The sequence below is a fragment of the Chromobacterium violaceum ATCC 12472 genome, assembly GCF_000007705.1.
GTDB classification, from domain to species: Bacteria; Pseudomonadota; Gammaproteobacteria; order Burkholderiales; family Chromobacteriaceae; genus Chromobacterium; species Chromobacterium violaceum.
In genome coordinates this window covers 1,427,090-1,451,054 of the sequence record NC_005085.1, presented here as the reverse complement: position 1 = coordinate 1,451,054, position 23,965 = coordinate 1,427,090, and the positions used below count along the sequence as shown (strand labels likewise).

The window sequence follows — 23,965 nt, the reverse complement described above, 5'->3', positions numbered from 1 at the left end:
ATGCTCGACATCAATCTACTTCGTAATGACATCGAAGCGGTCGCCGCCCGTCTGGCCGGCCGCGGCTACACCCTGGACACCGCAGCGTTCAATCAGCTGGAATCCGAGCGCAAGTCCCTGCAATCCCGGATGCAGGAACTGCAAGCCAAGCGCAACGCCACTTCCAAGCAGATCGGCATCGCCAAGGGCAAGGGTGAAGATGTCTCCGCCATTCTGGCCGAAGTAGCCACCCTGGGTGACGAGCTGAAAGCCGCGGAACAGGCGTTCGACGGCGTGCAGGGCCAGCTGGACGCCTGGCTGATGTCCATCCCCAACCTGCCGCACGAATCGGTGCCGGTGGGCAAGGATGAAAACGACAACGTGGAAGTGCGCCGCGTCGGCGTGCCGCGCCAGTTCGACTTCGAAGTGAAAGACCACGTCGACGTCGGCGCCCCGCTGGGCCTGGATTTCGACACCGGCGCCAAGCTGTCCGGCGCGCGCTTCACCGTGCTGAAGGGCGACATCGCCCGCCTGCACCGCGCCATCGCGCAGTTCATGCTGAACACCCACACCGGCAGCCACGGCTACCAGGAGCACTACACCCCGTACATCGTCAACGACACCGCGCTTTTGGGCACCGGCCAACTGCCGAAATTCGCCGACGACATGTTCAAGGTGACCCGCGGCGGCGACGAGTCCGCCGTGCCGCAATACCTGATTTCCACCTCGGAAGTGACGCTGACCAATACCGTCGCCGACACCATCCTGCAAGAGAGCGAGCTGCCGAAGAAGATGACCGCGCACTCGCCGTGCTTCCGCTCCGAGGCCGGCAGCTACGGCCGCGACACCCGCGGCATGATCCGCCAGCACCAGTTCGACAAGGTGGAGATGGTGCGCGTGGAGAAGCCGGAACACTCCTACGCCGCGCTGGAGGAAATGGTGGGCCACGCCGAGAACATCCTGAAGGCGCTGGAACTGCCCTACCGCGTGATCACGCTGTGCACCGGCGACATGGGTTTCGGCTCCGCCAAAACCTACGACCTGGAAGTGTGGCTGCCGGCGCAGAACACCTACCGCGAGATCTCCAGCTGCTCCAACTGCGAGGCCTTCCAGGCCCGCCGCATGAAGGCGCGCTACAAGGACGAAAACGGCAAGAACCAGCTGGTGCACACGCTGAACGGCTCCGGCCTGGCGGTGGGCCGCACCCTGGTGGCCATCCTGGAAAACTACCAGAACGCCGACGGCAGCGTCACCGTGCCGACCGTGCTGCGCCCCTTCATGGGCAAGGACAGGATAGGCGGCTGAGCTTGGCCCTGCCGATGAAACCGGCGCCGAAAGGCGCCGGTTTTTTTACGCCTCCGCGCCCACCTCGCTGCGGCTCAGCAGCGCCTCGTAGGCGTCGCGCGGCAGCGGCTTGCTGAACAGATAGCCCTGCGCGCAGTTGCAGCCCTGCTCCAGCAGAAAGCGCCGCTGCGCCTCCTCCTCCACCCCCTCCGCCACCACGTCCAGCCCCAGGCTGCGGGCGATGGAGATGATGGCGCGGGTGATGGCGGCGTCGTCGCCGTCGCAGTGCAGGTCGTCGATGAAGGAGCGGTCTATCTTCAGTCCGCGCACCGGCAGGCGCTTCAGGTAAGACAACGATGAATAGCCGGTGCCGAAGTCGTCGATGGACAAATACATGCCCAGCTTCTGCAGCCGGAACAACGTGTCCACCATGCCGCCGGCGTCCTCCATCACCACGCTTTCGGTGATCTCCAGCTCCAGCGCGTCGCTGTCCAGGCCATGCCGCGCCAGCGCCTGCTCCAGCTCGGCGACGAAATCGCCGTGCTTGAGCTGGCGGCCGGACACGTTCACCGCCAGCCGGCCCGGCGCCAGGCCGGCGTTGCGCCAGCGGCGCGCGTCGGCGCAGGCGGTCTCCAGCACCCAGGCGCCGATCTGCGCGATCAGCGCGCTCTCCTCGGCGATGGGAATGAAACGGTCCGGCGGCACCAGGCCCAGTTCGGGATGCCGCCAGCGCAGCAGCGCTTCCGCGCCGATCAGCTGTCCGCTGTCCAGCGCCACCTTGGGCTGGTACCACAGCTCCAGCTCCTGCTGCGCCAGCGCGCGGTGCAGGCTGTACTCCAGCTTCAGCCGCTCCAGCGCGCGCGCGTTCATGTCCGGGGTGTAGAACTGGAAACCGTTCTTGCCGCCGTCCTTGGCGCGGTACATCGCGGTGTCGGCGTGCACCAGCAGCGTGTCGGCGTCGCGGCCGTCCAGCGGGAACATGCTGATGCCTATGCTGGCGGAGATGAACATCTGCTGGCCGGCCACGCCGGACAGCTCGGTGATCGCGTCCAGCATCGCCTGCGCCCGCGCCGCCACCTGGGCCTCGCCGCCCACGCCTTCCAGCAGCAGCGTGAATTCGTCGCCGCCCAGCCTGGCCACGGTCTCGCCCGGCAGCAGCCGCGACTGCAGCTGGCGCGCGATGTGGATCAGCAGCTGGTCGCCGGCGTAATGGCCCAGCGTGTCGTTGACCAGCTTGAAGCGGTCCAGATCGATGAACAGCAGCGCCAGCCGCTGGCCGCCCAGCCCGGCCCGCTCCACCGCGCCCTGCAGCTTTTCCAGGAACAGCGTGCGGTTGGGCAGGCTGGTCAAGGCGTCGTGGTTGGCCAGGAAGTGCAGCCTTTCCTCGGCCTGCTTGCGCTGGGTGATGTCGGAGAATACCGCCACGTAATGCAGGCATTCGCCGGCCGCGTCGCGGATGGCGGTGATGCTCAGATGCTCGGTGTACAGCAGTCCGCCCTTGCGCCGGTTCACCACCTCGCCCTGCCAGCGGCCGTCGCGCAGCAGGCTGCGCCACAGTTGCTGGTAGAACTCGGGCGGCTGCTTGCCGGACTTCAGCAGGGCCGGCGTCTGGCCCAGCGCCTCCTCGCGGCTGTAGCCGGTGATGCGGGCGAAAGCGGGATTCACCGACTGGATCACGCCGTTGCGGTCGGTGATGATGATGCCTTCCATCGTCGACTCGAATACCTTATCAGCCAGCAGCAGGCTGTGCCGCGACTGCTGCAGCGCTTCGTCGCGCTGGCGCAGCGCCTCGTTCAGCTCGTGCAGGTATTCGTGCTCGATGCCCTGCACGATGTCGTCGAAGCCCAGCAGCCTGAGCAGGCCGCCGTCGTCGCCGAACACCGCCAGGTGGCGGATATTGTGCTGCTGCAGCAGGCGCCGCGCCTGCAAGAGGCTGGAGTATTCCGACACGCCGATCAACGGCCGGCGGCATCCCTCGCCCAGCGTGGGGGGCAACTGGTCGGAAGCCAGCCAGCGCAGCACGTCGCGCTGGGTGACGATGCCGTGCCCGCCGTCGTCCAGCGCCACGGCCAGCGCCGACAGGCCCTGCTCGCGCATCAGGCTCATCGCCTCGCGCGGCCCGGCCGCGGCCGGCAGCGCGCGCGCCGGCGGCCCGGGCAGATCGCGGATGCGCTTGACCAGCAGGAAAGATTCCAGACCCTGATTGCGGACGATGTCGGTCAGGGTGACGATCCCCAGCGGCTGGCCGCCTTTCCACACCAGCGCGTGGCGCAGCTGGCGGCGGCGGAATGCTTCCACCGCGTCCTGCAGCGGCATGTCGTGCGGCAGGCTGGCCAGCTGCGCGCTGACCGCCTGTCCCACCGGCAGGTCGGGGTCGCGCCGCCCCAGCGAGGCCTCCAGCGCGTCGGACTCGGTCCACAGCCCCAGCACCGCGCCCTTCTCGTCCCGCACCACGATGGAGCTGCAGGCGGCCGCCATCATCCGGCTGGCGGCTTCGCGGATGGGCAGAGACGGGGGGCAGCACAGGAGATCGCAAGAGGCGATGCCGGCCAGGGTTTGAATCGGATAGGACATTGACAAACATGGCCTCGTCATAAGCTGTCGGCCATTATACCGTCAACCCTTCCGCGACAAGGGCTGGAATGTCAAAAAATCTACCGCATCCGAAATAAAAAAAAGCGCCGGGTCGAAACCCGGCGCCTTGGCCTGCCAGCGAGCCGCGCCTCAGCGGCGCTCGCCCCACAGGTCGTGCTCGCTGCAGTCGACGATTTCCACCTGGTAGAACTCGCCCGGCTGCATGCCGGCGGCGTCCTCGACGAACACCAGGCCGTCGATCTCCGGCGCGTCGGCATAGCTGCGGCAAACGGCGGTGCCTTCGTCGTCGATCTCGTCCACCAGCACTTGCAGGGTCTGGCCGACGCGGCGCTCCAGGCGGCGCGCGCTGATTTCGGCCTGCACGGCCATGAAGCGCTCCTTGCGCGCTTCCTTCACGTCTTCCGGCACCGGGTTCGGCAACTCGTTGGCGGTGGCGCCTTCGACCGGGGAGTAAGTGAAGCAGCCGACGCGGTCCAGCTCCGCTTCGCGGATGAACGCCAGCAATTCTTCGAAGTCTTCCTCGGTCTCGCCGGGGAAGCCGACGATGAAGGTGGAGCGGATCACCAGTTCCGGGCAGATCTCGCGCCACTTCTTGATGCGGGCCAGCACGTTGTCGCTGTTGGCCGGCCGCTTCATCAGCTTCAGCACTTTCTGGCTGGCGTGCTGGAACGGGATGTCGAGATACGGCAGGATCTTGCCGTCGCGCATCAGCGGAATCACCTCGTCCACGTGCGGGTACGGGTAAACGTAATGCAGGCGCACCCAGATGCCGTGGCGGCCCAGCTCCTCGCACAGCTCGGTCATGCGGGTCTTCACCGGGCGGCCGTTGTGGAAGCCCAGCTTGTACTTGGTGTCCACGCCGTAGGCCGAGGTGTCCTGCGAAATCACCAGGATCTCTTTCACGCCGGCCTTGGCCAGGCTTTCGGCCTCGCGCAGCACGTCATGGATGGGGCGGCTTTCCAGATCGCCGCGCATCGACGGGATGATGCAGAAGGTGCAGCGGTGGTTGCAGCCCTCGGAAATCTTCAGGTAGGCGTAATGCTTGGGCGTCAGGCGCACGCCGATGTCCGGCACCAGGTCGACGAAGGGGTCGTGCGGCTTGGGCAGGTGGGTATGCACCGCGCTCATCACTTCCTCGGTGGCATGCGGTCCGGTCACGGCCAAGACCGACGGATGCACGTCGCGCACCACGTCGCCCTTGGCCCCCAGACAGCCGGTGACGATCACTTTGCCGTTCTCGTTCAGCGCTTCGCCGATGGCGTCCAGCGACTCCTCGACGGCGGAATCGATGAAGCCGCAGGTGTTCACCACCACCAGGTCGGCGCCATCGTAGGAGGGCGCGATTTCATAGCCTTCGGCGCGAAGGCGGGTCAGGATCTGCTCGGAATCGCTGGCGGCCTTGGGACAGCCAAGCGAAACGAATCCGACGCGGGGAGTCTTGTTCATGTTCAACATCTTGGGGCGAAAACAAAATCGCGCGATTATACAACGGTTTGCCTCGCGATACGCATCTGTCTTCGGCGCGCATCGATCAGGCGTCGCCCGCGGCATCGGCGAATTATCCCGTCTGCCCGCATCCAGCCGCCGGCCGGCGGCTGGCATCGCCCATGCCGCGCTCGGGTCCGTTATTGTTCTATCGTGTAGCGCACCGTGTTCTGGCGGTTGTCCGGTGGAACGGCGCCCTGCGTTTGGGTAAACACCGCGGTGCCGGAATAGTCGTTCAAGCAGGTCAACACCAGCGTGTAGCGGGTGGGCTGCCCGCCATAGTTTTCGCTGGCCTCAACGAAACCGACCGTGTCATGAAGCCTGCGATACCGGTACTGCCCGTGGACGACCAGGTTTCGGGTCAGGATCTTGTTCTCATAGTCGTCTTTCGAAAATCTCAGCTTCATGATGGTCCCCGCGTTGGGATTGCCGGGCGAGAACGCCGGGTCCGCCACATTGATGAACGTTTTGCCGTCCAACTGCTGGGGAAGGCTGCACGCGGCGGCGGGAAGGCTCAGGATGGCCAGCAGGCTGGCGATCGGTGTTTTCATTGATGGACTCCATGGCGTTGGCAAAAGGGAGCGCGCCGGCTCGGCGCGCCACGGGCGGCTTGATGCCGAAGGTTTTAGTACTGGAAACTCTTGCCCGGCACGGTCCACAAGACATCCTTGTCCGTGCACGCGCTCATGCCGGCCAGCCCACTGCCCTCCCGCCCCAGGCACAAACCGGACAGGCCGGAAACGAGGCGGACGCTTTGCCCGTCGCCGTCCGTCGACCCGGCAACCCGCCAGCGCTGCGCGGCCTGGCCCGGCGCGCAAGCGCTGACGACGATCGCCCGGCTTCCGGTCTTCGCGGTCAGACATTGACTGGATTTCTGCTGGATGGAGCCATCGGCGGCCAGCACCCAGAAGTACTGGCTGAAATAGCGGCCGCCTTTCTGCTCCACCATTCGTTTCGTCGGGCAGGCGCCGATCGATACGGTCTGATCGACTCCCCCCTGCGGCAGCGAAGAAATCAGGCAGCCGCCGGCAGAACGGATGAATCCTTCGGCAGTCTGGCTCGTCGCACCTTCCATTCTGACGCCGCTGCCGTCTCTGGCGATGCGGGTAAAGGTCGGCCTGATCGCCATCGGCTGGTCCTGGCAGCTGTTTTGCCCGCTCATCGCGTATGCCGGCAGATAGATCGGACGGCCTTGAGCGTCGAAAGCCTCGGCCGACATCCTCACATCGCTGCGGGCGACGGACAGGCAAGTGGTCCGAGGGTTGCCCCAGTCGAAATACTCCACCCATTGCTTGATGTCGCCGCTTGGTATGTCGGCGGGAAACGCAGGCTTGTAGATGCTGCCGATGTCGAAGCTGGCGCCGTCGCCGTCAGGCGTGACATCGGTGACATTGCTCTTGTACCAGCCCTTGCCCAGTTTCTCGTCGGGCGTGACGCGGAAGCGGTAGGTATGCCCGACCTGCCATTCGTAGCGATAACGGCATTGCGCGCCCTTGTCCCCGTCGGTGGCGGTCTTGCTGACGGTGCAATAGCTGCCCGCGCCGACCCCGGCGCTCGCCGGCGTGCCCGGCCTCGCGTCGGTCGCCCCCCACAGGCTGAACAGGAACTGCCTGCCATGGCCTTCGGCATCGGACAGCTCGGTGGTCTGCATGCCGGTGTACCCGCCCAGGCTGTCGAGCTGGTTCGACCAGAAAACATTGGAAGCGGGCCCCGGATCCGCTCCCGGGGTGATGAACATATCCAAGCGATGGGCAGCCGTCGGCAGCGTGGTGCCGCTCGTCATGCCCGGGGTTTGCCCCACCGCTCCCGCAGCGGCCATCTGGGACAAGCTGGTGAATCCAAGGAAAAGCATCCAGTATGAAGTGTTCCGCATACGCGTCTCCGACGATCTGAAAATGAATACCGCCGCGTTGGACTCTAAGCGCCATCGTGCGGCCGCACTGATCCGGCGGGGTCAAATTCGGTCAACTCTTATGCCAGACTGGGGCGTAGCTGGCGGTGGCTCATGCCAGCCGTCTTCCTCCGGGCGGCCGACGCTCCGCGTGCGAACCATTTGTGCATCCGCACAAAACGGGCTATCAACAATAAGCCGAATGCGCGCCGGGCGCCGCGACCTGTCGTCGCCCCCCGCGAACCGAGCCAGGCTGCCTCGATGGCCCAGTCCCGCCTCAAACTGGCCGACGGCATCCGCGCAATGGACAGATAGACATCATGGACAAGCTCAGCAGGCGAACGCTGTTGAAAGCCTCCCTAGCCGCAGGCGCGGGCTTGTGCGTGCCCAATCTGATGCAAACATCGCGGGCGGAAGAAGCCCTGCCCGCCCCGGAAGAGATCGCGAAAGAACGAGCGGCCAAATATGTATTCAACTTCGGCTCCGTCTATGCGACGGAAAACTACCTGACCACTCCCCACGTCCATTTGCAGATCAAGCAGATCGTCGAGAAAAGCACCAATAACAAGGTGTATGTGAAAATCCATGACAAAGGCGCCAGGGGTTCCGAGTCCCAGCTGGCCAACGCCGTCAAATATCAGGCTATGCAGGGCGGCCTGCTGTCGATTGCCAACCTGTCCCCGCTGGTGAACGAGTTCGACATCATCAACATCCCGTTCTGGGCCGCCGATGACGCCAGCTATCTGCGCCTGGTAGGCTCCCATGCCTGGAACAAATACATCCTGTCCAAAACCGCCCCCCACAGGATAAAAATCCTGTTTCACTACGTGATCGGCGCCAGAACCGCGACGACGGTCAGGCATTACGGAAAATTGATACGGTCCCCCGAAGACTTTGCCGGCGTGCAGTACCGGATTCCGAATTCGAAAACGCTGGGCACGTTCTACAAGCTGGCCAAGGCCATTCCGCGCGCCATTCCCTGGAACCTCACCGCGGCGACGGCGCGCGCCGGCCGGTTCGACGCGCTGGATCCCGCGATCGTCGGGCTTTATTCAGGACCGGACAATCTCAAGAACGAAATCGGCGTCATTTCGGACATCGGCCTGGTTCACGACGGCTGGGTGGCCATTTCCAGCACCGACTTCATCGAGTCGCTCGACGCCTCGACCCGCACCCAGTTTCTCGACGCCTTCCTGGCCATTCAGGCGGCGCAATTCGACGCCTATCAGAACGCCAGGAAATATTGCGAACAGGAGTTCGCCAAACTTGGCGTGAAGATCTATGCGCCGTCGAAACAGGAGCACGCCGCGCTGGTCCATGCGTTCGGACACGCCAACGAAGTGTGGACGCCGGTGAAGATCGCGTTGCTGGGTCCCAATGGTCCGGCCGTATTCGACCAGCTTTACAAGGCCGCCAAGGGCTGAGCGCCCTTCCGGCCCGAATTGGGCCTCCCGCCTCTGCCATCCAGGCGCGGCCGAGGCCCGGCGGCATCAGCGCGGCGGCAGGCTCCAGCGCTGGCTGGCCGAGCCGCTGCATTGCAGCAGGCTGACGGACTGGCCTGAACGATTGGCGCTCAGGCACAAGCCGCTCTTGGCGCTGCGTATCGCATCGCCGCTGCGGGTCCAGGCGGATGCGCCGCTGCAAGTGCGGACGTCCGCGCCGCCTGCGTGCTCCTCCAGGCAATAGTTGTCCTTCAGTTGCAGCGAGCCATCCTGCGCATGCACCCAGGCCTGGTTGCCGCCGCCATGGCAGCCGTAGGTGATGGCGGCCGCGCCTTCGCCGACCCCGCCGCTGGCGTCCAGGCACTGGCCGCCATTGGCGATCGGGCCGCGCGCGCAGTTGCCGATGCCGTTCTCCTGCACGCTGCTCAGGCTATAGGCGGCGACCTTGGAAAAAGCCGGGCAGGCCTTGCTGACGGAAGTGCCGCTGATGCTGGCCGGCACCCGCTTGCCGCCGACGCTGCCGGCCGGCACGCCGAAGGTCGCCTTGCTGTAGGGTTGGCCCAGGCAGCTTGCCCGGTCGCTGTTCCATTCGAAGTACTCGGCCCAGTTGACCATATTGTGCGGCGAGATCTTGCTGGCCGCGGTCTTGATGCTGCCCAGCTTGAACGCTGCGCCGCTGGTCTGATCGGTGACGGTCACGCCCAGCCAGCCGCCGGCCTCGTAGGCGACGTGGAAGCGGTAGCTGTGCCCCTCCGTCCAATCCACGTGGATGCGGCAGCTGCGGCCGGTGCCCTCGCCGGAGAAGGTGGTGCAATAGCTGCCTGCGCTGCCGGCCCTGGCATCGGTGGTGTCCCAGGCGGAAAAAAGGAAAGTGCGCTTGCCGCCGCCATTGCTCTGCATGCCGGTATAGGCGCCGGACGTGCCGACCAGGTCGAACTGGTTGGCCCAGTAGACATTGGCGGAATAACCCGGATCGCGGTTCACCGTGATGGTGAAGTCGACGGCGTCCAGCCCCGCGGATGCCGATGCGGGAAAGCGGTAGTGGGTATAGGTGCCCGGCGTCTTGCCCATGGAATGGGCCAACGGGGATAGGGAAAGCAGCAACAACAGGGGAAGCGTGTTTTTGGCGGTCATCGCGGTCATCCTTGCCTAGATTGACGGAAAGCGCGCGCGGGCGATGCCGCTCGCCGGCGCATGGCGATGACTTTATGAATATCCAAAATAGAGCAATTAATCAATATAAATTAATTACAAATAACAGTTAAATACAATAGAAATTCATTTTAAATAGTGGCAACTAAGCGGCAAAAACCTTTCTCGCGCAGACGAAATCGCCCCATACCGGACAGCCCGCCTCGTCCCGGACCGGCATGCGCGCTCTTTCCAGCACATCCCAGCCGACCGCCAGCAGACGGTCCAGGTAGCGGGAATGATGGCGGTAGCGCCCGCTGTGATGCAGCCGGCCATCCCCGGCCTCGCCATCCTCCAGGCTCTCGGTGCAGAACAGCAGCAGGCCGCCGGGCGCCATCCTCTCGGCCAGCAACATGAACAGCGCATCCAGTTCGCCCAGGTAAGGCAGCGTGTCCATGCAGGCGATCAACTGGTATGTCCTGTCCGTCTGGCGGAGAAAGGCGCGCAGTTCCGCCTGCTCCAGGCTATCGTATATTCCCTTGGCCCCGGCGCGCGCCAGCATGCCTGCGCTCAGGTCCACGCCGTCCAGCCTGCTCGCCCAAGGTTGCAGAACCTCGCCGATCAAGCCCGTGCCGCAGCCCAGGTCCAGCGCGGACAACGACTTCGGCGCAAGGGAGAGCCCGGCCAGACAGGCCGCCGTCCACGACGGCCCCTGGTAGCGCAGGCGGGACAGATCCTGGTCGAAGCTGGCCGCCGCCGCATCGAAGGCGCAGCCCACGTATTCGTCGTCGCCGTCAGCAGGCGCATCGCCGCCGCCGAACGCCGCCAGCATATGCCGCGCGACTGGGTGGCCGGGCTGCGCCAGCAGCCAGCTTTGGGCGAGCGACCTGGCCTCTTCTGACCGGCCCAATTCGCACAACGCCTGCCCCACCGCGATCGGCGCCATCTTCCCCGGCGGCTCCGCCAGCACGCCTTGCGCGTTGCAGCGCCGGGCTTCGGCATGCCGTCCCTGCCTCAGCAGCATTTCAGTCAGCAGGTAAAAGGCATCCGGACAGTGCGGGTCCAGGGACGCCGCGCGGCGCAATGCCTGCTCGGCCTCGGCATCCTGTCCGCCGCGCATCAGCTGCGCGCCCAGATTGGTCCAGTAGAAATAGCGTGACGGGTCGCGCCGCGCGGCTTCCCGCAATGCGAAGACCGCCTCCTCCGAACGCCCAAGCCTGGCGCGGACGAGGCCCAGGTTGAAATGCCACTCCGCATGGCCGTCATCCGCCGCCACCACCCGTTCCAGCCAGGCCAGCGCCTCGTCCAGCCGGCCTTGCTGCATCAGCAGGAAGCCCAGCCAATGCGCGGCAGGCGCGCCAAGCGCCGCGTCGTCCAGCAAGGCGCGGTAGGCCCGCTCCGCGCCGTCGGCATCGCCGGACAGGTGCAGCCGCTGGGCGCGGCGCAGGCCTTCGTCGTGATCCGCGCTCATGCGCGCCTCCCTACCCATTCTGCCCGCGGGAAAAAACAAGGCCGGGGAATGGCATCCCCGGCCCTATCGCATCCCGAACGCGCGCCGCTCAGGATTTGTCCTTGTCTTCCGCCCCCGGATAGCCGGGAAAACCGAAACCGCCGAACAGCTGCTTGGTTTGCTCCTGCATGCGGTTCTGCATTTCCAGGAACATGCCGGTGCTCTGCTCCATGTAGTTGGCCATCATGTTCTGGATCGCCGGCCCCTGCAGCTTCATGAACTCGCCCCACAGCGTGGTGTTCAGCATCGCGTTGTCGCCGTACATCGCGCGGGTCTGCTCCTGCATTTTCTGCTGCAGCTGCGAGAACAGCTGGAGATTCTTTTCCAGGAAAGGCCCCATCATGCCCTGCATGGCCTGGCCATAGTAGCGGATGAACTGGGTCAGCACTTCATAGCTGAACATCGGCATGCCGCCGTTTTCCTCTTCCAGAATGATCTGCAGCAGCACGCTGCGGGTGATGTCTTCCTGGGTCTTGGCGTCCAGCACCTGGATGTCAACATTGTCCAGAACCAACTGTTTGACATCCCCCAAAGTAATGTAGGAACTGGTGGCGGTATCGTACAGACGGCGGTTCGGGTACTTCTTGATGACCCGTTTCTCAACACTCATTTAACGCTCCTGGTTTATCTTCGTGGTGTTGTGCGCTGGCAATCTAACATAAATACAACAGACTAGAGCAAATCTTCTACCCCCCCTCAGCGCCCTGTGCTACATTTACGCGTCATTGTGCGGCGCACAATACCCCTCAACGGAACACAGTCGGACCCCATTTTCCACGTAATGGAGGTTTTACACCATGTCCTACAACAACGAACAGCTGAATAAGCTTTCCCTGACCGGCATCGAGTCCACGCTGCGCTTCGCCCAGATCGCGCTGGACAGCACCGAGCGCCTGATCAAGCTGCAACTGGAAGCGTCCAAGCAGTCGCTGGAAGACCATACCAAGGCCGCCAAGCAACTGACCGAGTTCAAGGACTCCCAGGAAGCGATCAACCACCTGAACAAGCTGGCCACCCAGTCGGTCGACAAGCTCGTCAGCCACTCCCGCAATCTGTACGAGGTGGTGTCCGGCGCGCAGAGCGAACTGAGCAAGCTGGTCGAAGACAGCGTGGGCCAGTTCAACAAGTCGCTGATCAGCTCGATCGAGTCCGTGGCGAAGAACGCCCCCGCCGGCTCCGACGCCACGCTGAACGCGGTGAAAACCTCGGTCGCCGCCGCCGCCGCCGCGGTCAACACCTTCAGCAAGGCCGCCCAGCAAGTGGCCGAATTCACCGACAGCAGCGTCAAGGCCGCCACCAGCGCCACCGCCGACGCGGTGAAGAACTCCGCCAAGCGCGGCGCCACCGTCTGAACGGCCCGCGCCCGTCGCCGCAACCCCGCCACGAGGCGGGGTTTTCGCATTAACGGGTGCGCGTCCCCGGCTGCGGCGGTACAATCCCGTTTTACCAGATTGAGCAAGCACCACAGGTTTCCCGCATGAAAATCAGCAGCAACTTCGACGCAGGCAGCATCGAGATCGTCTCCGCCGACAGCCTTGAAGACATCCAACTGCGCATCCGCCGCGACAACGCGGCCGAATTCGCGCAGTGGTTCTACTTCCGCGTGCAAGGGGCTGCCTACCAACACTGCACCTTCCGCTTCCTCAATGCGGCAGAATGCGCGTACCCGCAAGGCTGGGTCGACTACCAAGCGATGGCCTCCTACGACCGCGTCAACTGGTTCCGCGTCCCGACCCGCTACGAAGACGGCGTGATGGTGATCGAACACGTGCCGTTGTCCGGCAGCATCTACTACGCCTACTTCGAGCCGTATTCCTACGATCAGCACCTCAACCTGATCGGCCAGGCCCAGGGCTCCGGCCTGTGCCAGGTGTCCGACCTCGGCTCCACGGTGCAAGGCCGCGACATGAACCTGCTGACCATAGGCCATGAGGTGGAGTCGGACCTGAAGATCTGGATCACCGCACGCCAGCACCCCGGCGAAACGATGGCGGAGTGGTTCATCGAGGGCCTCCTCAATCGCCTGCTGGATCCGCAAGATCCGACCAGCCGCGCGCTGCTGGACCGCGCGACCTTCTACGTGGTGCCGAACATGAATCCCGACGGCTCGGTGCTCGGCAACCTGCGCACCAACGCGGCCGGCGCCAACCTCAATCGGGAATGGGCCAACCCCAGCGCGGAAACCAGTCCGGAAGTGCTGGTGGTGCGCCAGAAGATGCTGGAAACCGGGGTGGACCTGTTCCTGGACATCCACGGCGACGAGAACATCCCTTACGTATTCCTGGCCGGAACCGAAGGCGTGCCGTCCTGGAACGCAAGGCTGGAAAAGCTGGCCGACAGTTTCCGCCACCATTTCCTGCTGGCCAGCCCCGACTTCCAGACCGAGCACGGCTACCCGCGCAACGAACCGGGCAAGGCCAATCCCGGCATCGCCACCAACTGGGTCTGCGAACAGTTCGGCTGCCTGGCCTTCACGCTGGAGATGCCGTTCAAGGACAACCACAACCTGCCGGACGACGACTTCGGCTGGAACGGCCAACGCAGCCTGCGCCTCGGCGAATCCGCGCTTAGCCCGATCTACGCGGTGCTGAACGACCTGGCCCGCGGCGAATAATCGCCTCGATCAAAAAAGCCGGCATTCGCCGGCTTTTTTCATGCCACTCGACTCACATCGCCACGGGAAGCTTGTCCAGCGTCTTGACCAGCTCCACCTCGGCCATGCACCAGTCGCTGCCCTTTTCCATCACCTTGCCCAGCGCAATCTGGAAATGCTTGCCGCGCGCGGTCATGTAGAACTGCTTACCCAGCATATACAGCGACAGCGGCAGGATGAGCGCGTTGATCAGCTTGCCCGCCTTCCGGTACGGCATGAACAGGCTGATGTGCCCGGCCAGCCACACTTGGTCAGGCGGCAGCGTGGGATCGATCAGGCGGGCGTCGGTCGGCCGCAACGAAGCCGCCAAAGGCCGCGTGCTCAGCGTCTCCACCCCCAGATAGATGCGCTCCCTGCTGGTGCGCTTGACGCGGCGTATGATGCCGAGGCTCCAACCCTCCTGCTCCGGCTCGCGAAAACCGATCAGGCTGCCCAGACCCACCCACTCGTTGCCCATCACGTCCAGCGTCACGCCCAGGCCCGTCTGGCTGACATTCTCCAGCGACCACTTCTGGAACTCCTGCGGCAACGCAGCCTCTGCGGTTTCACCCGACAAGGACAACGAACTGGTCGCCGGCAGCGGCGATGACGTCTTGTCCCGCTTGCGGCTGGTGACAAAGCCATAGATGCGGATATTGGCCGCATCCTCGTAACTGTCCTTGTCCACGCCGCGCTGGCTCTGCATCTGCTCCTCGTCCGGCTTGCGGATCAATTTGTGCAGAAGATGCAAGCGGTGCGCGACCTCCACCTGGCGGTTGCTGACCGCCACCCGCTCGGCGCGCTCGAACAGCACCGGCTTGGCCGCCCACTCCCGCGTCAACACGCGCAGCAGAGACGCGTCTATGCCCGGCTCGATCAGCCGCTTCAATTCGGGAGGGATTCGTCCCGCCTCCATCACGACCGCCCAGCCGTGCAGAATTTCCACCAGTTCCGCCGTGCTCCAGTAACGCGCGCTTTCGCTGGCCACCTCGCCCTTTGCCCGCGACGCCGGCTTGGGGTCGACCAGGGAAACGTAAAAACTGGCATCGGCGAAGTGGGATTTGCTGATCGTCATCCGATTGCTGAGCAAGGCCAGCAACTCATAGGAAAAATTGACCTGGCGCGCATTGAGATTGCCATTGCTCAGCACCGACATCATTTGCAATGCCAGATACAAATCCTGCACCGTGGTCGCGGCGCTCTTCTCGCCAAACAGAAAAACCGGATGGCTATCCCAGCCGCGCTGCTCGGCGAATCGATACAGCTGATTCACATTCAGCCAAAATACCTCATCCGGTTGATAATTTCTTATATATTGCCACTTGGCATACTCAGCCAGGTAATGGAACATCCGCGCCAGAACCAATGGCAAATGCGCCTGCACCTTGACCCCATTGGGATTATCGGCGGTTATGGGCAAGGCGTACTGGTAGAAATCGGTAAAATGCTTGCCGTAATTCAGAATCTGCGCGCGCAGCTGCGTCTCCAGCACCTTGGGCATGCGGGAATTCATCAAATATTGCACGCACAGCGCGTCATGCAGCGGCTGCGTTTCCTGATTCAGCGTCAGAACCGCTTCCAGCTGGTCTGCGGATAGTTCCAGGGAAGGCGAACTCAGCCCATCCAGCAACTCGGCCACCTTGTCGTGAGCGCCGGCGCCGAACTCCTGTTTGAGCTTTTCCGCATAGGCTTTCGCCGAGGATGAGTTGGCCAAGGGATCCTGTTTGCCCTTGGAACCCCTTGCGAAGAAATCCAGCATGCTCTTGTCCAGTATCGTTTGACACCCGAGCCGGGCGGAGCGCCGCCTGCTCAGCTTGCCATCACTATTTATAGCAAGCAGCGGAGACCGCTGCTGCCGGGCAAGAAAACCAAATTGAAAAAAAAAGCGCCGAGTCGGCGCTTTTTTTATATGGATTCAAGCTCAGATAGCCAGAGCTTCCAGCTTTTTGCCGCTGTCGATCCAGGCTTGCACCCAAGCCGGCTTGCGGCCGCGGCCGGTCCAGGTCAGGTTGCTGTCGCTCGGATGGCGGTACTTGGCTTCCACCGGCTTGCGAACCGCGACAGCCTTGCTCAGGACGTCTTCCACGCTCAGACCATAGGCACGGGCCAGTTCGATAATCTGCTTTTTGGCCTTGGACTTTTCTTCGACTTCGCGACGTTTGATTTCGTTTTCTACGTCAGCCTTCAGCGCGACCAGCTCGGTGAATTCCAGCTTGGACAGATCCATAACATGTTCCCTTGATTATTGGTTTAACGATTTACAGGATGTAATGTAGCCAATCGAAATAGCACAAGTCAAGGATTAAAAAGAAAACGGATTACCCATTATTCCGTTACGGATTCGATTGGATACGGCAATTCCAGTCGGCGCAACGCAATAGTATGCCCCTCATCGGCAAATATGCCAGCCTCCCAGGTTTGTGATTGCGCAACCGCCAGCCCCAGATAAGCGTTCTCTCCCACTCGGCATTCCGATGCCAGCATGCCTATAGACTGGTCCGGCAATTGCGGACTATAAAGTTTCGCTCCGACAGGCAGAGCCGCATCAAAAGATACTTTGAACATCCGGCGCTTCATCTTGCCCAAGTACTGGCTGCGCGCGACGATTTCCTGGCCCGGATAGCAGCCCTTCTTGAAGTTGACCGCTCCAATCAATTCCATATTCGCCATTTGCGGCACAAACTGTTCCTGCGTAGCCTGTGTCACCCAGGCGATTCCCGCCTGAATATCCTTCCATGCCCAAGCCTCAGGCAGCGCGGCCTCCAGGCCCTCCATTTGCGCGAGATCCTTTCCTATGCCGCCGCCATCGCGCTCAGCCAGCAGATAGCCCCCACTCGGCAAGGCGAGCAGAATGCCCTCGGATTGGAACGCAACCCGCATTTCCTCCGCCCCGGCCGCCCCCGGGAAATGTTTGTGCAACGCCTGCTCGATCGCAATACCGGACACGCCCAATAAAGACCATTCGCGGTCCAACACCACCTTCACCTTGGAGCGCAGCACAAACATCGTCAGCCTTTTGGCTACGGTTTCGGCGATATCCGCGGAAACCATCAGATAATAGGCTCCGTCACGCAGCCAGATCAGGAAACTGGCCAGCATGCGTCCCTTGGCAGTGGAGTAGGTGCTGTACTGCGCGCGCTCCGTCGTCACCTCGCGGATATCATTCGACAACTGCCCCTGCAGAAAAGCGGCCGCGTCCTCGCCCTCGACGCGGATCAGGGCGAAGTTATCCAGGGGCGCCAATACCGATCCATTTTCCAGGGCCGCGATCTGTTTAAGATGCGATGCCAGCGGAGCTTGGCCGTTTGCGTTCCGGACCACGCCTTTTTGTCTCAGCCATTCATCCCAGAATACATTCATGTTTCGTCGACTCCGCATTGATTTCGATGGCCGATCTTACCGCCAACGGCCGCTTCGTCGCCAGCGCCGCCCGGCATGCGGAATGAAATACCATTGCATAACAAACACCTAAGACCGCGCGCGGCCGCCCCGCCGGCCGCGCCCGCGTTTTTTATCGCGCCGGGCATTGACAGCGGCGGCGGGCACCGTATATAGTTCGCCCTCACTCAATTCCCCGATAGCTCAGTCGGTAGAGCGACGGACTGTTAATCCGCAGGTCGCAGGTTCGAGCCCTGCTCGGGGAGCCAGCCAACGCTGGCAAGTTTGAGTGTCATGTGTTCCCTGATAGCTCAGTCGGTAGAGCGACGGACTGTTAATCCGCAGGTCGCAGGTTCGAGCCCTGCTCGGGGAGCCACACCGCCTCAGGCGCCCAATTCAAAGCTTTGTTCCCTGATAGCTCAGTCGGTAGAGCGACGGACTGTTAATCCGCAGGTCGCAGGTTCGAGCCCTGCTCGGGGAGCCAGAATACGATAAGCCGCAGCCCTCGCTGCGGCTTTTTCGTTTGGCATTTACCCCATACAATCGTCTCCATCCACCGGAGAAACGATGTTGAACAATCCCATGCCCCTTGCCCTCGGCGCCATCCTGCTGTGGGCCTCGCTGGCCACGCTGGGCGCGCTGACCCGAACCTTGCCGCCCTTTTTCGTCGTCGGCGTCAGCCTCTGCGTCGGCAGCCTGCTATCCGCGCATCGCATTCGGGACTGGAAAGTGCCGCCGCTGACGCTGCTCACCGGCATCTACGGCCTGTTCGGCTACCACTTCCTGCTGTTCTTCGCCTTCCGGCAAGCCCCGGCGCTGGAAGCCAATCTGCTGAACTACCTGTGGCCGCTGCTGATCGTGATGCTGTCGCCGCTGCTGCGTCCAGGCACCCGCCTGACCCGGCGGCACATCATCGGCGGCGTGATGGGCTTCATCGGCGCCGGATTGATCGTCACCGGCGGCAAGCTGGCCCTGTCTCAGCAATATCTGACCGGCTATTTGCTGGCGATATCAGCCGCCATGGTCTGGTCCACCTTCAGCCTGCTGCTGGGCCGCCTGCCTGCCTTTTCCGGCAGCGCGATGGGCGGCTTCTGCCTCGCGTCCGGCCTGCTGTCGCTATTGTGCCACGCCTTGTTCGAATCCCCGGCACACCCCAGCGCCTCGCAGTGGGCGACGCTGGCCCTGCTGGGACTTGGACCGATGGGCGGCGCCTTCTTCCTGTGGGAGCGCGCGCTCAGGCTGGGAGACCCGCGCCAGATCGGCTCGCTATCCTATTCGACGCCGCTGCTGTCCACCTTGCTGCTGAGCGCCAGCGGACAGGGCCAGCTCAACTCGCTGGCCGCCGTCGCCATCCTGCTGATCCTGGGCGGCGCGCTGCTGGGCACGCTGCCCGGCCGCCGCCACGCGCAAACGCAAGCCACCTAGCTTTGCCAAAAACATAACAAAACAGTTACAATAATCACTATCAAATAAAAGGAAAAACCATGTCCGTTCTGAAGGAATTCAAGGAGTTCGCCGTCAAAGGCAATGTGATCGACCTCGCGGTCGGCGTCGTGATCGGCGGCGCCTTCGGCTCCATCGTCAAATCGCTGGTCGACGACGTGATCATGCCGCCCATCGGCCTGCTGATCGGCAACGTGGACTTCTCCAACCTGTTCTTCGTGCTGAAGGACGGCGCCAAGCAGGCCGGCCCCTACGTCTCCGTGGCCGCCGCCAAGCAGGCCGGCGCCACCACGCTGAACCTGGGCCTGTTCATCAACGCCCTGGTCAGCTTCACCATCGTCGCCTTCGCCATCTTCATGCTGGTCAAGGCCATCAACCGGCTGAAGCGCGAAGAAGCCGCGCCGGCGCCCGCCGCCCCCGCCACCAAGGAATGCCGCTATTGCCTGTCCGCCATTCCCGAAAAGGCGACCCGCTGCCCCTGCTGCACCTCCCAGCTGGATTAGGCGCGCGCCCTTTGCGCTTGCCCGCGTCCGGCTATTCCCCTACAATCGCTTCCGTTCTGGGGGAGTAGCCTCGGCGCGCGACAGCGCCGGCACCGGTCAACATGCTTGGCGTTCGCCATGGCCGCTGCGACGATCTTCCGTTTGGCAAGACCCATGACATGTTTGCGCACAGCGGGGCCGCGGCGCAGGCTTGTCATGGCGTATGCGCGGCCCCTGGAGTGTTCATGCAAGCCTTCCTGATCTCCACCGGCGTGGTGGCTCTGGCCGAAATCGGCGACAAAACCCAATTGCTGGCTCTGTTGCTGGCCTCCCGCTTCAAGAAACCCGCCCCCATCATCCTCGGCATTTTCGTGGCGACGCTGGTCAACCATTTCGCCGCCGCCGCCGTCGGCCAATGGCTGATGGCCAAAGTCGGACCCGACATCATGCGCTGGGGTCTGGGCTTGTCCTTCGTCGCGATGGCCGCCTGGATGCTGATACCCGACAAGCTGGACGACGGCGAGGCGCTGCGCGAACGCTTCGGCATTTTCGGCACCACCGTAATCGCCTTCTTCATCGCAGAAATGGGCGACAAGACCCAGATCGCCACCGTGGCGCTGTCCGCGCGCTTCCCCGAACAGCTTTACATGGTGGTGGCCGGCACCACGCTGGGCATGATGATCGCCAACGTGCCGGCAGTGCTGCTGGGCGAGGTGGCCGCCAAGAAACTGCCGCAGAAGCTGATGCACGGCATCGCGGCCGCGCTGTTCGTCGGCCTGGGCATCGCCACGCTGATGACGCCGCTCTCCCTGTAAGCCCGCATGGAAAAGGGAGGCCGCGGCCTCCCTTTTTCTTTTCATTCCACCGAACTCAATCCCGCGCCAGCAACGCGTGCGGGTCGAAACCCACGCGCAATGCGCCCCAATGCCGGCCGCGCAGCTCCAGCGGCAGCACCACCTCGGACAATACCTCGCCGGTATCGCGGCTATACGTCTGCAACAGGAAGGGCTGCACATTGCGCGCCGCTCTCAAGCCGGCGGCGTCGTTGAAAATGCGCTTGTCCCGGCTCTCCACCAGGTCCTTGGCCGGATCGCCGGACGGAGGCTTGCTGTACCAGCTGTTGTGCGTGGGGGCGTAGCCATTGCCGTCCACCGCCACGCAGAACTTGCCGCCGGGAATCTGCCCTACCACGCCGTCCAGCATCGGCTGCAGCAGCTTCTCCAGCTTGGCGTCGTAAGCGGTGCGGTATTTCGCCGGGGCGGTGCCCGCGATCTGCTGGTAGCGCTGATCGAACAGATCCAGGCCGCCCTGCTGCGCGTCCTGCAGCAGTTGCTGCACCTGGTCGCGGACATCGCGCGCCCGGTTCACCGCCTGGTCGAAGGCGCCGTCGCCGATGATGAACTTGGAAACCAGCTCCTGCACCTGCTCCGCCGCCGCCGTCAGCTCCGTCGCCGCCTTTTCGGTCTGTCCCAGGCGGCCGTTCACCAGCTGCCCCAGCTGATGGATCTCGGCGACATTGCGGTTGACCTGCTGGTTGCTGTCGGCAAAGCCGTGCATGGTGGCAGCGATCTGGCTCAGGCTGCTGGACGTCGCCTCGAAATCGCCCATCATCTTGCTGAAATGCTCGGACGCGCGCGAGATCACATCCCGCGCCTGGTTGGTGTCGGCGGTGATGGCCTCGGTTTCCTGCTGCGTGTTCGCCACCAGGCCCAGCATGCCGTCGATATTGTGCGAGATCTCGTCAGTCGCGGTCTTCACCCGCTCCGCCAGCTTGCGCACCTCGTCCGCCACCACGGCGAAGCCGCGGCCGCTTTCGCCGGCGCGCGCCGCCTCGATCGCCGCGTTAAGCGCCAGCAGATTGGTCTGCTCGGACACGTCCTTGATCAGGTCGACGATGGTCTTGATGCTGGCCGAGCGCTGGCTCAGGTCCTCCACCGTGTGGTTGAAATGGCCGACTTTGCGGCTGATGTCGTGGATGCTGTCGGTGACCGAGCGCAGCTCCTGGTAGGAGTCTCGCGCCACCTGCAGGTTCTCGGCGGTGGTGGCGGAGATGGCCTCGGTCTGCTCGGTGACCAGGCCTACTCCGCGCGTCGAATCGTCGCTGGCCTGACGCACCTGTTTGGCCAGATCATCCTGCTGGCGCGCGCTGCCCAGCGACTCGGTGACATTGCGCCGCGTCACCGCCGAATCCATCGCGATGCGCACCGTCATCAGCCTCACATTGCTGATGATCTCCCGCATCTTCAGCAGGAAGCGGTTATAGGACAGCGACAGGTCGCGGATCTCGTCGTAGGTGATGGTGGGAATCTCGCGCGACAGGTCGCCGGCGCCGGCGCCGATCTCGTTGAAGATCTGGATGATCATGCGCAGCGGCCGCACGATCAGGTAGCGCAGATACCAGACCATGAAGGCGATGAAAACGAAGCTCAGCAGCCACAAGCCCAGCGTCCAGTAGAGCGCGCTGTCTATGCTGGCCTCGACGCCGGCCATCACCTGCGGCGACACCCCCGCGCCGCGCAGGCTGGAACGGATGTCGGACAAGGCATGGTAGCTGTAGGCCACCATCAGCAGCTGGAACAGGCTGATGAAGAAGAAACTGCACAGTTTCTTGCTCAGCGTGTTCCAGAAAGTCTTTTCCGAGACCGTGTACAACCGCCAGAACCACTCCATTTGCTCTCCTCTTGCCGGCTGTTCCGCCGCTATTTTTTATTAGGACGTTATTCTTTCCGATGCGCGCCGCAATTTCCAGTCGATTCATGCTCGGAAACTTGACCCAAATCAAACCCTCGCCGCCGCCAGACCATCCAGCGCTCGCGATTGCGGAAGACCGCCACGCTCTCGTCCAGCGCCAGATCCTCCTCCAGCTCGAACCATGGCGACAGCAGCTCGCGCAAAGCCTCGGCCTGCATCCCGAACGGCGGCCCCCGCTCGGTGTCCGCCACGAAAAACACCCCGGCCAGCGCGCCGCCGGGGGCAATCAGCGCAGCCACGCGTTCAGCATATTGCGATCGCATCCCAACAGGCAAGGCGCACAGGAAGGCCCGCTCGAACAGGCAATCGAACGCGGGCATCTGCAATTGGAAAAAATCGGCCAGCAACAGCCGGCCGGCCGCTTCCGGCCACTGTCTGGCCGCCAGTTCTATCGCCGCTTCGCTGAAGTCCACCGCCAGCACATCATGCCCCATCGCCAGCAGCGGCGGCAGGTCGGCCGCGCTGCCGCAGCCTGGCATCAATACCCGCAATGGCCGTTGCGCGGCGAAAAACGCGCGCGCGCGCGGCGGCAACTGTCCGCCCTCCCACGGCGTCACGCCCTCGCGGTAACGCTGCTCCCAGAAATCCGCCCTGGAACTGTCCGCCATATCATCCCCTCGTTTCACTGTCCCCGCAGCCAGGCCGCCGCCGCTTCCAGCGACAGGCCGGCGCAATCGCATGCGTTTTCGCGCGCCGACGCGGCATCGCGCCAACGCAGCCAACCCGCCTCATCCAGCCGGTAGCGGCTGCCGTCAGGCAGCCTCCCCCACTCCAGGCCGTCTATCTCGTCCAGCTCCAGCAAGGCGCCGCAAGCCGCCGCCAACTGCAGCAAACGCTGCCTGGCAGGCAAGCGCAGCCACACTGCCTCGCGCTCATCCGCCGACATGAAGCACCATTGGCTGACTTCGGCGAAGGTGCGCGCGCAGCCGCGGCAGACATTGTCGCCCAATGCGGTGGAACACAAGGCGATGCAGGGAGAATCGGGACGGGTAGCGCTCATGGGATGCTCGGCTCGGAAAAACAATGGCTTGAAAACGGTTTATTGCATGCAATAAAACCAAAACGAGTATATCAGCAAGAGAACGGCGAGCCAGAATCGGATAAAACCGAATAAAGGCAGGCGAAACAAACAGGCGGGAAATGGAAGGAAAAAACAAAAAAGCCAGCTTGCGCTGGCGTTTCAATTTGATAAGACTAGTTTTAATGGTCGGGGTGAGAAGATTCGAACTTCCGACCCTCTGCACCCCATGCAGATGCGCTACCAGGCTGCGCTACACCCCGACTCGAGAGAAACGTAGTCTAACCGATTTATTATTTTTTGCCAATACCCGAATCCAACCATTCCAGGATGGATTCCAATTCGGCGCGCACTTCCTGCGCGGTAACCGGACGCTCGCCCTCATCGCCCATTCCCAATCGCTGGCGAGCCCCCTGGATGGTAAAGCCGTCGTCGTACAGCAATTCGCGGATGCGCCGGACCAGCAAAACTTCATGATGCTGGTAATAACGACGGTTGCCGCGCCGTTTCACCTGGCGCAGCTGGGAGAATTCCTGCTCCCAATAGCGCAGCACATGGGGCTTCACCCCAGCGAGTTCGCCGACTTCGCTGATGGTGAAGTAACGCTTGGACGGAATCGACGGCAGATCAGCCTTGCTTGTTAGCATGGTATTGCTCAACCATTCCCTTGAGTTTCTGGCTTGCGTGGAACGTTACCACACGACGCGCGGTAATGGGAATCTCTTCCCCGGTCTTGGGATTGCGGCCCGGACGCTGCGGCTTGTCGCGCAACTGGAAGTTGCCGAAACCGGACAGCTTAACCGAATCCCCGGACTCCAGCGCCAGCCGGATCTCTTCGAAAAACGACTCGACCATGTCCTTGGCTTCGCGTTTGTTCAGACCAACCTGGTCAAACAGCAAATCGGCCAGTTCAGCCTTCGTCAAAGTCATGACATTCCCCTCAA

22 protein-coding genes and 4 tRNA genes are annotated in these 23,965 nt (G+C 63.1%); 10 read left to right on the top strand and 16 right to left on the bottom strand.

What is annotated here, in order from left to right; translation table 11 throughout:
- Entirely contained in the window at positions 1-1,284 is a 1,284-nt protein-coding gene (serS, locus tag CV_RS06725; RefSeq protein WP_011134929.1) for a serine--tRNA ligase, read from the top strand.
- A 45-nt stretch (positions 1,285-1,329) separates the two neighbouring features.
- On the opposite strand, the gene CV_RS06720 is transcribed toward serS, so the two are convergent.
- From CV_RS06720 to CV_RS06705, 4 genes are all read right to left on the bottom strand, one after another.
- Positions 1,330-3,837 (bottom strand): EAL domain-containing protein, encoded by a 2,508-nt coding sequence (locus CV_RS06720; RefSeq protein ID WP_043595699.1) that lies wholly within the window; start codon positions 3,835-3,837, stop codon positions 1,330-1,332.
- Between the two features lie 150 nt (positions 3,838-3,987).
- On the bottom strand, positions 3,988-5,304 hold the full coding sequence (rimO, locus tag CV_RS06715) for a 30S ribosomal protein S12 methylthiotransferase RimO (RefSeq protein WP_011134927.1): 1,317 nt from the start codon (positions 5,302-5,304) through the stop codon (positions 3,988-3,990).
- Between the two features lie 179 nt (positions 5,305-5,483).
- Positions 5,484-5,894 carry a hypothetical protein gene (locus CV_RS06710; protein ID WP_011134926.1) on the bottom strand — a complete coding sequence of 137 codons (411 nt, stop codon included), beginning with the start codon at positions 5,892-5,894 and terminating at the stop codon, positions 5,484-5,486.
- Between the two features lie 74 nt (positions 5,895-5,968).
- A complete protein-coding gene (locus CV_RS06705; protein WP_011134925.1) occupies positions 5,969-7,216 on the bottom strand; it encodes a DUF3472 domain-containing protein in 1,248 nt (415 codons plus the stop codon).
- 338 nt (positions 7,217-7,554) lie between these two features.
- Here CV_RS06705 and CV_RS06700 point away from each other — a divergent pair, with 338 nt between their 5' ends.
- Positions 7,555-8,658: a TRAP transporter substrate-binding protein gene (locus CV_RS06700; protein ID WP_011134924.1), complete on the top strand. Its 1,104-nt coding sequence runs from the start codon at positions 7,555-7,557 to the stop codon at positions 8,656-8,658.
- Positions 8,659-8,724: 66 nt separating this feature from the next.
- Here CV_RS06700 and CV_RS06695 read toward each other — a convergent pair whose 3' ends face one another.
- From CV_RS06695 to phaR, 3 genes are all read right to left on the bottom strand, one after another.
- A complete protein-coding gene (locus tag CV_RS06695) occupies positions 8,725-9,810 on the bottom strand; it encodes an RICIN domain-containing protein (protein ID WP_011134923.1) in 1,086 nt (361 codons plus the stop codon).
- A gap of 163 nt (positions 9,811-9,973) precedes the next feature.
- Complete coding sequence (locus tag CV_RS06690; RefSeq protein WP_011134922.1) at positions 9,974-11,278, bottom strand: tetratricopeptide repeat protein; 1,305 nt, start codon at positions 11,276-11,278, stop codon at positions 9,974-9,976.
- A gap of 88 nt (positions 11,279-11,366) precedes the next feature.
- Entirely contained in the window at positions 11,367-11,927 is a 561-nt protein-coding gene (gene phaR / locus CV_RS06685) for a polyhydroxyalkanoate synthesis repressor PhaR (protein WP_011134921.1), read from the bottom strand.
- Between the two features lie 187 nt (positions 11,928-12,114).
- Between phaR and CV_RS06680 the strand changes: the two genes are divergently transcribed.
- Positions 12,115-12,669 (top strand): phasin family protein, encoded by a 555-nt coding sequence (locus tag CV_RS06680; RefSeq protein WP_011134920.1) that lies wholly within the window; start codon positions 12,115-12,117, stop codon positions 12,667-12,669.
- A 125-nt stretch (positions 12,670-12,794) separates the two neighbouring features.
- Entirely contained in the window at positions 12,795-13,931 is a 1,137-nt protein-coding gene (locus CV_RS06675; RefSeq protein ID WP_043595693.1) for a M14 family metallopeptidase, read from the top strand.
- A 52-nt stretch (positions 13,932-13,983) separates the two neighbouring features.
- Here the strand turns inward: CV_RS06675 and CV_RS06670 are convergent, their stop codons facing one another.
- The 3 genes from CV_RS06670 to CV_RS06660 form a co-directional block, all read right to left on the bottom strand.
- Positions 13,984-15,708: a hypothetical protein gene (locus CV_RS06670; RefSeq protein ID WP_011134918.1), complete on the bottom strand. Its 1,725-nt coding sequence runs from the start codon at positions 15,706-15,708 to the stop codon at positions 13,984-13,986.
- Between the two features lie 162 nt (positions 15,709-15,870).
- Entirely contained in the window at positions 15,871-16,176 is a 306-nt protein-coding gene (locus CV_RS06665; protein ID WP_011134917.1) for an H-NS family nucleoid-associated regulatory protein, read from the bottom strand.
- Between the two features lie 98 nt (positions 16,177-16,274).
- Positions 16,275-17,309 (bottom strand): YgfZ/GcvT domain-containing protein, encoded by a 1,035-nt coding sequence (locus CV_RS06660; protein ID WP_011134916.1) that lies wholly within the window; start codon positions 17,307-17,309, stop codon positions 16,275-16,277.
- A 211-nt stretch (positions 17,310-17,520) separates the two neighbouring features.
- Here CV_RS06660 and CV_RS06655 point away from each other — a divergent pair.
- The 6 genes from CV_RS06655 (at position 17,521) to CV_RS06630 (ending at position 20,067) form a co-directional block, all read left to right on the top strand.
- Positions 17,521-17,596: transfer RNA gene (locus CV_RS06655), tRNA-Asn, on the top strand.
- A gap of 31 nt (positions 17,597-17,627) precedes the next feature.
- Positions 17,628-17,703, top strand: a tRNA-Asn gene (locus CV_RS06650).
- A 32-nt stretch (positions 17,704-17,735) separates the two neighbouring features.
- A tRNA-Asn gene (locus CV_RS06645) sits at positions 17,736-17,811 on the top strand.
- Positions 17,812-17,894: 83 nt separating this feature from the next.
- Positions 17,895-18,752, top strand: coding sequence for a DMT family transporter (locus CV_RS06640; RefSeq protein WP_011134915.1), 858 nt, complete (start codon positions 17,895-17,897; stop codon positions 18,750-18,752).
- Positions 18,753-18,811: 59 nt separating this feature from the next.
- Positions 18,812-19,273, top strand: coding sequence for a large conductance mechanosensitive channel protein MscL (mscL, locus tag CV_RS06635; RefSeq protein ID WP_011134914.1), 462 nt, complete (start codon positions 18,812-18,814; stop codon positions 19,271-19,273).
- 224 nt (positions 19,274-19,497) lie between these two features.
- Complete coding sequence (locus CV_RS06630; RefSeq protein ID WP_043595692.1) at positions 19,498-20,067, top strand: TMEM165/GDT1 family protein; 570 nt, start codon at positions 19,498-19,500, stop codon at positions 20,065-20,067.
- Positions 20,068-20,122: 55 nt separating this feature from the next.
- Here the strand turns inward: CV_RS06630 and CV_RS06625 are convergent, their stop codons facing one another.
- From CV_RS06625 to CV_RS06600, 6 genes are all read right to left on the bottom strand, one after another.
- Positions 20,123-21,922, bottom strand: a complete 1,800-nt coding sequence (locus tag CV_RS06625; protein ID WP_011134912.1) for a methyl-accepting chemotaxis protein — start codon at positions 21,920-21,922, stop codon at positions 20,123-20,125.
- A gap of 47 nt (positions 21,923-21,969) precedes the next feature.
- Positions 21,970-22,611: a methyltransferase domain-containing protein gene (locus tag CV_RS06620; protein WP_011134911.1), complete on the bottom strand. Its 642-nt coding sequence runs from the start codon at positions 22,609-22,611 to the stop codon at positions 21,970-21,972.
- Positions 22,612-22,625: 14 nt separating this feature from the next.
- Positions 22,626-23,003 (bottom strand): DUF1289 domain-containing protein, encoded by a 378-nt coding sequence (locus CV_RS06615; protein WP_043595690.1) that lies wholly within the window; start codon positions 23,001-23,003, stop codon positions 22,626-22,628.
- Positions 23,004-23,207: 204 nt separating this feature from the next.
- Positions 23,208-23,284, bottom strand: a tRNA-Pro gene (locus CV_RS06610).
- A gap of 30 nt (positions 23,285-23,314) precedes the next feature.
- Positions 23,315-23,668: a MerR family transcriptional regulator gene (locus CV_RS06605; protein ID WP_043595687.1), complete on the bottom strand. Its 354-nt coding sequence runs from the start codon at positions 23,666-23,668 to the stop codon at positions 23,315-23,317.
- Positions 23,649-23,951, bottom strand: coding sequence for an integration host factor subunit alpha (locus CV_RS06600; protein WP_011134908.1), 303 nt, complete (start codon positions 23,949-23,951; stop codon positions 23,649-23,651). The genes CV_RS06605 and CV_RS06600 overlap by 20 nt, the downstream gene beginning before the upstream one ends.
- Positions 23,952-23,965: the final 14 nt, after the last annotated feature.